At 72.8% G+C, this 10721-nt stretch carries 10 protein-coding genes; 7 read left to right on the forward strand and 3 right to left on the reverse strand.

What is annotated here, in order from left to right:
- Nucleotides 1-33: 33 nt before the first annotated feature.
- From ACFU7Z_RS27080 to ACFU7Z_RS27090, 3 genes are all read right to left on the reverse strand, one after another.
- Entirely contained in the window at nt 34-1197 is a 1164-nt protein-coding gene (locus ACFU7Z_RS27080; protein WP_074004639.1) for an agmatine/peptidylarginine deiminase, read from the reverse strand.
- 64 nt (nt 1198-1261) lie between these two features.
- Nucleotides 1262-2299: an agmatine/peptidylarginine deiminase gene (locus ACFU7Z_RS27085; RefSeq protein ID WP_049650855.1), complete on the reverse strand. Its 1038-nt coding sequence runs from the start codon at nt 2297-2299 to the stop codon at nt 1262-1264.
- Nucleotides 2300-2526: 227 nt separating this feature from the next.
- Complete coding sequence (locus ACFU7Z_RS27090; RefSeq protein WP_380780237.1) at nt 2527-3105, reverse strand: TetR/AcrR family transcriptional regulator; 579 nt, start codon at nt 3103-3105, stop codon at nt 2527-2529.
- 143 nt (nt 3106-3248) lie between these two features.
- Between ACFU7Z_RS27090 and ACFU7Z_RS27095 the strand changes: the two genes are divergently transcribed.
- From ACFU7Z_RS27095 to ACFU7Z_RS27125, 7 genes are all read left to right on the forward strand, one after another.
- Nucleotides 3249-3809 (forward strand): RNA polymerase sigma factor, encoded by a 561-nt coding sequence (locus tag ACFU7Z_RS27095; RefSeq protein WP_181970890.1) that lies wholly within the window; start codon nt 3249-3251, stop codon nt 3807-3809.
- Nucleotides 3806-4633 carry a zf-HC2 domain-containing protein gene (locus ACFU7Z_RS27100; RefSeq protein ID WP_380741420.1) on the forward strand — a complete coding sequence of 276 codons (828 nt, stop codon included), beginning with the start codon at nt 3806-3808 and terminating at the stop codon, nt 4631-4633. The genes ACFU7Z_RS27095 and ACFU7Z_RS27100 overlap by 4 nt, the downstream gene beginning before the upstream one ends.
- A gap of 41 nt (nt 4634-4674) precedes the next feature.
- Nucleotides 4675-5484: an ABC transporter ATP-binding protein gene (locus ACFU7Z_RS27105; protein ID WP_117492847.1), complete on the forward strand. Its 810-nt coding sequence runs from the start codon at nt 4675-4677 to the stop codon at nt 5482-5484.
- Nucleotides 5481-6881 carry a hypothetical protein gene (locus ACFU7Z_RS27110; RefSeq protein WP_380780239.1) on the forward strand — a complete coding sequence of 467 codons (1401 nt, stop codon included), beginning with the start codon at nt 5481-5483 and terminating at the stop codon, nt 6879-6881. Before ACFU7Z_RS27105 ends, ACFU7Z_RS27110 begins: the two co-directional genes overlap by 4 nt.
- Entirely contained in the window at nt 6878-7468 is a 591-nt protein-coding gene (locus ACFU7Z_RS27115) for a hypothetical protein (protein ID WP_074004644.1), read from the forward strand. The genes ACFU7Z_RS27110 and ACFU7Z_RS27115 overlap by 4 nt, the downstream gene beginning before the upstream one ends.
- A 217-nt stretch (nt 7469-7685) precedes the next feature.
- Entirely contained in the window at nt 7686-9056 is a 1371-nt protein-coding gene (locus tag ACFU7Z_RS27120; RefSeq protein WP_380780242.1) for a (5-formylfuran-3-yl)methyl phosphate synthase, read from the forward strand.
- A 146-nt stretch (nt 9057-9202) separates the two neighbouring features.
- Nucleotides 9203-10192 carry a phospholipase gene (locus ACFU7Z_RS27125; protein ID WP_380780244.1) on the forward strand — a complete coding sequence of 330 codons (990 nt, stop codon included), beginning with the start codon at nt 9203-9205 and terminating at the stop codon, nt 10190-10192.
- Nucleotides 10193-10721 lie beyond the last annotated feature (529 nt).

Genomic DNA, 10721 nt, shown 5'->3' on the forward strand with positions numbered 1-10721 from the left:
GGTCCGGGGTTGTCCCCGGCCCGGCCGGTCCGGTCAGCCCAGGGCGGGGATGTCGTGGGTGGCGCAGTGGATGCCGCCACCGCCGGCCGCGATCGCGTCGATCTTGACCGGCACGATCTCGCGGCCCGGGAAGTACTGCTTCATGAGCTGCTGGGCCCGGTCGTCGGCCCTGGCGTCGCCGAACTTCGGCAGGTAGACGCCCTTGGTGCCGATGTAGAAGTTCATGTACGAGGAGACGAAGGCGTCGCCGCGCCCGGTGATCTTGTCGGGGTCGGGCTGCTGGAGCTCCACCACCTGGAGCTTCCGGCCCGTCGCGTCGGTGGCGTCCTTCAGGACGGACCGGGCCTGGTCGGCCGAGCGGGACCAGACGTCCGCCGGGGTGCCGGGGAAGGCCTGGTCGAGCAGGACCACGCCGGGGGCGACGAAGCGGGTCAGGCAGTCGACGTGTGCGTCGGTGATGTCCTTGCCCTTGACGCCCGCCAGCCAGATCACCTTGGTCACGCCGAGGACCTTCTTCAGCTCGGCCTCGACCGCGTCCCGGCTCATGCCCGGGTTGCGGTTGTCGTTGACGACGGAGCTCTCGGTGACCATCAGGGTGCCCTGGCCGTCGGTCTCGAAGGAGCCGCCCTCGGCGACCAGCCGGGTCTCGATCCGTTCGACGCCGTACTTGGCCAGCACCGTCCGGGCGACCTTGGAGTCGTTGCCGCGCTGCTGCTTGCCGCCCCAGCCGTTGAAGTTGAAGTCGACGCCCTTGACCGTGCCGCCCTCCTCGACGAACACCGGCAGGGTGTCCCGGGCCCACAGGTCGTCGACCGCGATCGGGACCACCTCGACCGCCGAGCCGCAGGCCTTCCGGGCGGCGTCCGCCTGTTCGGGCCGGGCCATCAGGACGACGGGTTCGCGGGCGGCGATGGCCTGGGCCAGGCCGGCGACGTCCCGGCGGACGTCCGCGAGCTGGTCGCCCCAGACGTTCTCGGAGGCGGGCCAGGACATCACCGTGCGCAGGTGCTTGTCCCACTCGGCGCCGAAGCGGCGCACACCGGGGGTGCCGCCGGGCCGCGTGGGCGGTACGGCGCCGTCGAGGTCCTTCAGGTCGTTGGGGTCGCAGGCGGTGAGGCCGAGGGTGAGGGCGCCGACTCCGGCGCCGACGCCGGCGAGCCTGCGGATCAGGGTGCGGCGGGACAGGGCGTTGGTCATGCGGGAACTCCAGCTGAGGGTCTGGGCGGTGTGGTGGTGGAGGAGAGTGCGCGGGGCGGCCGGGTTACGGCAGCGGTTCGTGCATGGTCGAGCAGTGGATGCCGCCGCCCCCGGCCATCAGGCGGTCGACGTCGATCTGCACCACCTCACGGCCGGGGAAGGCCGCGGCGAGCGCGTCCCGGGCGGCGGCGTCCTTGTACGCGTCGCCGAACTGGGCGGTGATGACGCCCCCGTTGACGACGTGGAAGTTGAGGTAGGAGTCGACGAACTTGGAGCTGCGGGAGCGGACGGTGTCCGGGCCGTGCACCGGGACGACCTGCAGGCGGCGCCCCCGGGCGTCGGTGGCGGCGGAGAGGATCGCGAACTGCTCGCGGGCGTCCCGGGCCCAGGCGTCGTTGCGGTCGGCCGGCGGCAGCTGCACCATCACCGTGCCGGGGCGGACGAACCGGGAGGTGACGTCCACGTGGTCGTCGGTGATGTCCTGGCCCTTGATCCCGGGCAGCCAGATCATCGTGTCGGCGCCGTAGGCCTCCAGGACGGCCTCCTCGATCTCGTCCCGGCTCATGCCGCGGTTGCGGTTCTTGTTCACCAGGCTGCTCTCGGTGGCCATCACGGTGCCGTCGCCGTCGGTCTCGATCGCGCCGCCCTCGCCGACGAAGTCCGCGAAGGTGTGGCGCAGGCCGCGGCGGGTGGCGACGAGCTCGGCGACCCGGGCGTCGTCGTGGTGCACCTGCTTGTTGCCCCAGCCGTTGAAGTTGAGGACCACGGCGTCCAGGCCGCCGTACCCGTCCCGGCGGAACACCGGCGCGGTGTCGCGCATCCACAGGTCGTCGGTGGGGATCGCGGTGATCACCTCGACTCCGGAGCCGCACCAGGACTGGGCCTTGCCCGCCGTCCAGTCGTCGGGGGCGCACATCACCACCGGCTCGAACTCGGCGATCGTGCGGGCGATCAGGGCGATGTCCTCCTGGACGCCGCCCAGCCGCAGTCCCCACACGCCCCGGCGGGAGGGCCAGGACATCCAGGTCCGCGCGTGCGGGACGTCGTCCGCCGGCACCCAGGGGTAGGGCTCGGTGGAGCGGTCATCGCGGTAGTGGGTCATGAGGGCCTCCAGATCGTGCGACGGTGCCGGGAGGGGTGCCGGGGGCCGCCGACTCCACTCTTCGCGCCGCGCCGGGGCGGCGCACGTGGGGACGGACGGGCGGCAGCACCCTGCCGCGGGTTCAGGCTCGCACTGACTGAAAAGTCAGTCAAACTCGCGGTCATGCCCTAACGCATCCTTGACGGGCTCCGTGCGCAGAGTGAGGCCCCCCGTGCGGTCCGTACGGATCAGGACCCGAGCCGGGCCACCTCGGCGTCGACCGCGTCGGCCAGGAGCGTGCGGGCGTGCGCCAGCGGCAGGCTGCCGCTCAGCCAGCGCGTGCTCAGCCCCTCCAGCAGCGCGGTCAGCCGCTCCGCCGCCCCGGCCAGCGCGACCGCCGAGGACATCGGCCGTACGGTGCCGAGCAGTTCGGCGACCTCCTGCACCCAGATCCGGGTGGCCCGCGCCAGGTCCTCGCGCAGCGTCTCGTCGAACACCGCGCTCGCCCGCAGCTCGCCCCAGGCGGTGCTGTTCTCCCGCACCTCGGCGGTGTCCTGGAGCTCCAGCAGCAGGGTCTGCTCCAGCTCCTCGCGGGGCGTCAGCGGCGGGGCGTCCTCGGCGCGCTCGGTCGTGTACCGCTCCGCCCGGTCGTTGATGAACTCCATCGTCTGCCGGAGGATCCCCGTCCGGTCCTTGAAGTGGTAGTAGATCAGCGCGGTGGACACACCCGCCTCGGCGGCGAGCTCCTCCACCCGCAGCCCGCGCACCCCGCGTCGCGCGATCACCCGCGCCGCTGCTTCCAAGATCGACGTTTTACGACTGGCCACGATCCACCACCTTACCGGGGCGCGGGCGCCGGCCCCGTGCGGTTGCTGAAAGGCCGGTCAGCGAGGTCGGTCGATTCCGCCCGGATGTGACGCAGGTCACCTCCGATGCAGAACCCGCACGCCGCATCGGGCGTCTGGCTGGTGTGAGATCACGCAGGAGAACACTGGACGACCTGGACGAGGAACGCCTCCTCCGGCTGGTGGCCAAGGGCGACCGCGGGGCCTTCGACGAGCTGTACCGGCGGACGTCGCCCTGGCTCGCCGTACGGCTGCGCCGCCGCTGCGCGGACGAGCAGATCGTCGCCGAAGTCATGCAGGAGACCTACCTCGCGGTCTGGCGCGCCGCCGGCGCGTTCGCGGGGAGCGCGGTCGGCGGGACGGCCGTCGGCTGGCTGTGGACGATCGCGGCGCGCCGCCTCGTCGACGCGTTCCGGCGCCGGGCCCACCACGCCGAACCGCCGGTCGCCGCCGCCGAGCGCGCGGTGGTGCCCGCGGCGGAGGAGGAGGCGCTCGCCGGCACCGTCGGCGGTGACGTCGGGGACGCCCTGCGCCGGCTGGCGCCGGAACTCCGAGAGGTACTGCAGGCCACGGTGCTCGACGGGCTCTCCGTCCGGGAGACCGCCGTCCTGCTCAGACTGCCCGAAGGCACGGTCAAGACCCGTGCCCGTCGGGCCCGGATCGCGATGCGGGAGGCGCTGGCATGAGTGGGGAACACGCGACCAGGCAGTTGATCGACGACTACGCACGTGGCGTCACGACGATGGCGGCGGACACGGTCTGGGCGCTGGAGGCCCACCTGGAGACGTGCGCGCCCTGCCGGAGCCTGCTGGCGGCCTCCGTCGCCACCGGGGCACCCGACATCGCCGCGCTCGTCGACACCGTCCGGGCCGGCCTGGAACCGCGGTTGGACGCGGTGGGCGCGGTGCCCCCGCGGTGGCGCCGGCCGAGGTGGGTGTCGTCCTGGCTGACGCCGGCCATGACCCCGTGGCTGGCCATGACCGCCGTCGTCACCCTGGTGGCGCTGCTGCTCGACGCGGCCGCCCCGGCGGAGGTCTTCGGCAGCTCCTCACCGGTGTCGCTGATCGCGCCGGTGCTGCCGCTGTGCGGCGTCGCCGCGTCCTGGTCCAGCGGCCTGGACCCGGCCCACGAACTGACCGCCTCCACCGCCCGGGCCGGCCTGCCCCTGCTGCTCAGGCGCACCACCTCGGTCCTCGTGGTGGTCCTGCCCGTCCTCCTGCTGGGGGGATGGCTGACCGGGAGCACGACGGCCGCGCAGTGGCTGCTGCCCTCCCTGGCCTTCACCTCCACCGCCCTGGCGCTGGGCAGCGTGGTCGGGGTGACCCGTGCCGCCCTCGGGCTGGCGGCCGGGTGGGGCCTCGTCGTCGTGGCCCCCACCTCGATCACCGGCCGGGTCCCCGCCTTCCTTCAACTGGCCCTGCAACGCGACCAGTTGCCCGTCTGGGGGCTGCTCCTCGCGCTCGGCGTCTGCGCCGTGATCGCCCGCCGGGACACGTACTCGACGCTGTGAAACCCATGTCCACCCTGTCCACCCTCGAAAGGGACCATCGCATGACGCATACGGCGAGCGCGGCCGACACCGCGCCGAAGACCTACCCCTGGGAGATCCGGGCCAGCGGCCTGAAGGTCCGCGTCGGACGGAGCAAGATGGCCGTCGACGGCCTCGACCTCTCGCTGGGCATCGGTGCCCACGGCCTCCTCGGGCCCAACGGAGCGGGCAAGACCACCCTGATCCGGACACTGGCCACCGTGCTGCGCCCCACCGAGGGCGAGCTGGAGATGCTCGGCACCTCCCTCGGCAGGGTGGGCGACCACCGGGCCCTGCGCCGCCGCATCGGCTACCTGCCGCAGGACTTCGGCTACTACAAGCGGTTCACCGTACGCGAGTTCGTCGAGTACATGGCCTGGCTGAAGGAGGTCCCGAAGCGGGACGTCCCCGACGCCGTCCAGCGCGCCGTCGAACGGGTGGGCCTGGCGGACCGCGCCGACCACCGGATGAAGACCCTGTCCGGCGGCATGGTGCGGCGGGCCGGCATCGCCCAGGCCATCGTCAACTCCCCGGCGGTGCTGCTGCTGGACGAGCCGACGGCCGGCCTCGACCCGGCCCAGCGGCTGCGCTTCCGCGAACTGCTGACCGACCTGGGCCGCGACACCTGCGTGGTCGTCTCCACCCACCTGGTCGAGGACGTCGCGGCCGCCTGCTCCGACGTGGTGCTCTTCGCCGACGGCCGCCTCGTCTTCCAGGGCACGCCGGACGAGCTGGGCGCGGCGGGCAGCGCCGAGCACCCCGGCGACAGCCCCCTGGAGCGCGGCTACTCGGCGCTGCTCCGCACCTCCGGCCAGCAGGGGAGCGCCTGGTGAACGCACGCGTGCTGCGAACCGAGCTGAAGCGCTCGGCCGCCCCCTGGGCCGGAGTCGTCGTCCTGGGCGGCAGCCTGGCGGTCTTCCTCCCGTTCGACGCGTTCTGGTGGCACGGCACCGCGGGGTGGACGGCCCAGTGGACCACCATGGCGTTCTGGACCCGGTCCCTGCTGACCTTCTGGTGGCCCTTCGTGATCGGCGTCGGGGCGGTGTACGGGCTGCGCGAACCCCGCTCGCGGATGACCGAGCTGCTGACGACCACGCCGCGGCCGGCCTGGCGCCGTGCGGCGCTGCCGGCCGGTGCGATCGGGCTCGCGCTGGCGGTGGGCTTCGGCCTGCTGGTCCTGGTGGGCGGAGTCCAGGTGGCGTCCGGTCCGACCACCTACACCCCCCTCGGCTGGCTGCCGATCTCGCTGGTGGCGGCACTGGCCCTGGTCGCGGGCGCCGTGTTCGGCATGGGCGTCGCGCGGGCGCTGCCCTCCGTCCTCACCCCGCCGGCCCTGGTGGTGATCGTCTTCGTGGGGACGGGCCTGTTCCTGCGGATGAACAACGAAGGGGCGGTACCGACGGGCCGGGTGGCGAACCGGTTCGCCCTGCTGTCCCCGGCGACCCCGGAGCCGCGGCAGATGCTGTTGACCCTGTCCGGCTCCGTCCACCTCGGCCAGACGCTCTGGCTGCTCGGCCTGCTCGCCACCGGCGTCGCGCTGCTGGCGGCCGCGACCCGGCGGGCCCGGCTGCTCGCGGTGACTCCCGCCCTGGCCGGCCTGGTCCTGGCCCTGCTGGTCCTCCCGTCCGCCGCGCGCGACGTCTACGTCGTCGACAAGGCCGCCGCGGCGCTGGTGTGCGACGGGCCGGTGTGCGTGACCCAGGCGAGCCGTTCCCACCTGGCCGAGCTCACCCAGCGCAGCAAGGACGCGCTGCGCGTGCTGCACGAGGTCCTGGGCGACCGGGCGCCGACCTCGGTACGGGAGGACACCGCGCTGCACGAGCTCGCCGAGGCGCGCGAACTCTCCGCGGACGTGCTGCTGGTCGACTTCAGCGAGCGGCTGCTCGCCGACGCGACGGGCGAGCAGCTGACCCGCGCGCTGATCGCCAAGGGTCTGGCACCGAGCTGCTACCCGGACAACGACAAGGAGGGCGGCGGGCACGTCGCCATCCCCGCCCAGAGCATCGCCGTGAGCTGGGCGCTCCACGACCCCCAGCTCCAGCCGCTGGCGCCGAAGGGCACCACCGCGTACGAGGTCGAGACCTGGGCGGCGGCCGACACCGCGTGGCAGAAGCTGACGGCACTGCCGCCGGCGGAGCAGCGCTCGCGGATCGTCGCGCTGCACGCCGCCTCCCTGTCCTGCGCGCGGCAGGACCAGATTTCGGTGCTGGCCGGGGAGGTGTCGCGGTGAGGTGGCTGACGCTGTACGCGCGTTCACGGCAGGTGCCCACGTCGGCGGCCGCGGTGGCGCTCACCGCCCTGGTGGTGTGGGCCTTCAACCGGGGCGGCGGCACGGGCGCGGTGGAGGCGGACGCGATCAACCCGATCGTGTACTTCGTGCTCGCCGCGGGCGTGGCGGCCGGCTCCGTCGGGCTCGGCGGGCAGGACTCCGCACTGGACCGGACGGCCGCGATCCGGTGGGCGCCCCGCCGGGCGGCGCACGCGCTGCTGATCGGCGTGGTCGTGGGCGCCGCGGTGCTGGCGGTGCAGGCCGCGGGGCCGAGGTTCGCCCCCACCGAGGTCGTCCTCCGGGACACCGCGGGCCTGGCCGGCCTGGCCGCGCTCGGGGCGGTGCTCTGCGGAGCGCACCTCGCCTGGATCCTGCCGATCGGCTGGCTCGGCTTCACCATCCTCGTCCCCCCGCTGCCGCCCACCACCGTGGGGAAGGCGATCGGCTGGATGACCTGTCCGGCCGGGACGGGGGTGTCCACCTGGACCGCGGTGGCCCTGCTGGTGACCGGCGGCGCGCTGTACGCGGTGGCCGGCCCGCGACGGTGACGGGCCCGTGACGGTGACGGGCCCGTGGGCGCCGACGGAGCACCCGGCGGCGCCCGCGGACCGGCCGCGTGCCGGGGCGGCATCGCCGCCTGGTCACCCTGCTGTCAAGTGATCTCACTCCTTCGAGTGAGGATCGGTCGCCGATCGGTCGGTGGAGCACCTCTTGCGGTCAAGACTGACCCCCGAACGAACACAGTCAGTTCTCGGAGGGGGAACGGTGTCGACCATCGGAATGTCCGGCATACCCGGCGAGGTCGGGGCGGATCGACGGCTGCTGGTCAGCGTCTTCGACCCGCAGGAGGCGCGGGAGGCGGTCCTCGGCGGCGCGCGGATCATCGACAGCGAGGACCCGCGCAGCGCGCTCGGCACGATCAAACCGCGCCGGATCATGGACATCGCGGACGCGGTGCTGGCCGCCCGGCGGGACCTCCCGGTCCAGCTGAGCACCAACATCGGCGAGGACCAGCTGCTGTACCGGCGCGCGGAGAACGGTCTGGCCCTGCCCAAGTCGGCGTACGAGCAGGTCGGCAAGGCGGCCCAGGCCGCCCTCGGCGTCGCCCTGGCGATGGGCACCCGGGTGCATCCCTGCGGGATCGTCAAGGTCGGCCTGGACGGCATGCGGACCGGTGAACTGGCCGACGTGCTCGGCGAGATCACGGCGACGCTGCGCCGGACCGACCGGCTGTCGCACACCCGGGTGATGTCCGTCCTGTTCGCGCAGGACCTCGACCTGTGGGACGCCCGCAAGACGCTCCCGCAGGTGCGGCGCGCCCTGGTGGGCCTGCGGGAGTACTACCCGTGCGAGCCGTCCACGCCCGGGGCGTTCGACCTCGCCGAGTACGCGGACGCACTGCTCGACCCGCACGGCGAGCCGCTGTTCGGCGGCCGGCGGCCGGAGCCGGCCGAGCTGAGGGCCTCCGGCGCCCTGCCGACGGGCACGACCGGCGGTTTCGTGGCCGTCAACGAGCCGTTCTCCCAGGCGGGTTACGGTCTCACGACGGCCCGTCGCACCGATCGGGAGGCGATCCGCGCGATGGTCGAGGCCAGCGCGGCGGCCGGCGCCGACGCGATCATGGTGGACACCAGCATCCTGCTGAAGGTCGCCCGGATCGGACTGGTCTCCACCGCCGGCAGCCCGGAGCTCGCCGACCTCGACCGCCACGACACCGACCGGCACGGTCTGGCCAGGGCCGGCATCCTCTCGCTGGAGGAGATCCGGTTCCTCGTGGAGCTGTGCCACGCCCACGGCCTGGAGGCGAACCTGGCCGGTTCGGTGCAGAGCCACCACGCCCAGCAGGTCTGGCGGCTCGTCCCGGAGCTCGACCAGCTCTCCGCCCGCGGTGGCGTCAGCGCCCTGGCCCGCGACCCGTACGGCGGCACCGGCCGTGGTACCCGGCACGAGCGGACCGTGCGCCGCGCCCTCGTGAGCGGGCTGATCCCGCCGGAGCAGGGCGGCCGGCTGGTGCTGCCGCGGCGGATGACGGAGCAGCCCGGGGCGCTCGACGACCTGGCGGGCCTGCTCAAGCGCCACCCCGACCTCGCCGCGTACTCCTCCGACGCTTACGGGGTACTGGCGCCGCTCGGCTGAGCGGTGGCGCCCGCGAGACCGCAGGTATCGCTCATTCACCGTACGGCGACGCGGAGTCGGTGATATCGGTTGTCCGAGTACGTCCGACTACGTCCGAGCACGCGTGAGTACGGACCACTTCGAGCACCAGCGAGAAGGAGCACCTCTTGACCACTCACCACAGGCGCGGTGCCCACCTGCGGACGCTGTCGGCCCTGACGGCGGCGCTGTCCGGGATCGTCGGCGTCACCGCGCTCGGCACCACCCCGGCGGCCGCCGCCGACCAGCGTCACCCGATCTACGCCATCGCGCACCGGGTCGACACGCTGGACGGCGTGGACGCCGCGATCAACCACGGTGCCAACGCCATCGAGATCGACGTCTGCGCCTGGTGGAACCCGAACGAGTGGCGCGCCTACCACGACTGTTCCTCGGCCGGCGAGAACCGGCTCGGCCCCAGCTTCGACAGCATGCTCGACCGCATCCTCTCCAACGCCGACGCGGGCCGCCGGCTGTCGCTGGTCTGGCTGGACATCAAGGACCCCAACTACTGCGGCGAGGAGCCGAACCGCACCTGCAGCGTCGCCGGACTGCGCGACAAGGCCCAGCGGCTGACGGCCGCCGGCATCCAGGTGCTCTACGGCTTCTACGAGTACCACGGCGGCAGCACCCCGGACGTCGGCGGCCGGGGCTGGAAGAGCCTGGAGGGCAGGCTCGGCCCGCTGGAGGGCATCACCACGACCGGCACCCGCGACCAGGTGAACAGCGCCTTCAACCGGTCCGGCTCCGGCTTCCCGGCCGGCCGCCGGGCGATGGACTACGGCGACAGCGACATCACCAAGGGCTTCGGCAACTGCACGGAGGCCACCTACAACACCTGCGCGGAACTGAAGAAGGGAGCCGCCGACCGGTCCGCCGGACGACTCGCGGCCACCCTGTCCTGGACGACCACCTACAACGACCCGTGGTACGTCGACAAGCTCCTCGGCGACGCCCAGGTGGACGGCATCATCGCCGGCTACGGCGCCTTCACCGGGGTGCGCGAGTACGACAACGGCTGGCAGTGCGCCAACGCCGTCAACCTCGTCCGGGACTGGGTGAACCGCCACAGCGGGACCCACCGCATGGCCGCCAGCGGCGACCGCCTGTTCAGGTAGGCGACCGTTCGTCGCGGGTAGGGGGCCCGGCCTCTCTCCCGCGGGCGCCGACCCGGAGCCTGCGGGAGAGAGGGGAGAAGGAGGGGACCGGGGCCGTCCGGACAGGGCATTTGTCTCGGGCGCCGGGGAGGGGTAGGGTCTCCCAGTCGCTCGACTGGGAGCACCGGACACGTGTCAACGCGGACGGTCCCGGGGCGGCCAATCCTCTGAACCAACACTTCCCGGCTCGGGCTGGGGCGAATCTGTCATGCGCAGGTGCGGCCCAGTCTGTATATGGCGTGTTCGTTTTATCGGATTGCAGCCGGATTCGCTTTTCGAAGTGGAGGTCGGCTAGTGTTTGAAACGTCGGACAGGGCGCCAAGCGCTGGAAGACAGCAGCGAGTCGGAAGCAGAAAGCGCCGGTAAACGGAGCGGAAAGCATCTGGTAAGCTGGTAACACGAAAGAACGAAGCCCGGAGGGTCCGCTGGAAGGCGGTCCGAAGGAAGCGTCCGTTCCTTGAGAACTCAACAGCGTGCCAAAAGTCAACGC

The sequence above is a fragment of the Kitasatospora sp. NPDC057518 genome (genome assembly GCF_042802075.1).
Classification (GTDB): domain Bacteria; phylum Actinomycetota; class Actinomycetes; order Streptomycetales; family Streptomycetaceae; genus Kitasatospora.

Bases quoted from the DNA above. Each gene is read 5' to 3' on its own strand.
- ACFU7Z_RS27080 (WP_074004639.1), bottom strand. From the start codon at position 1,197: ATGACCAACGCCCTGTCCCGCCGCACCCTGATCCGCAGGCTCGCCGGC.
- ACFU7Z_RS27085 (WP_049650855.1), bottom strand. From the start codon at position 2,299: ATGACCCACTACCGCGATGACCGCTCCACCGAGCCCTACCCCTGGGTG.
- ACFU7Z_RS27100 (WP_380741420.1), top strand. From the start codon at position 3,806: ATGAGTGGGGAACACGCGACCAGGCAGTTGATCGACGACTACGCACGT.
- ACFU7Z_RS27105 (WP_117492847.1), top strand. From the start codon at position 4,675: ATGACGCATACGGCGAGCGCGGCCGACACCGCGCCGAAGACCTACCCC.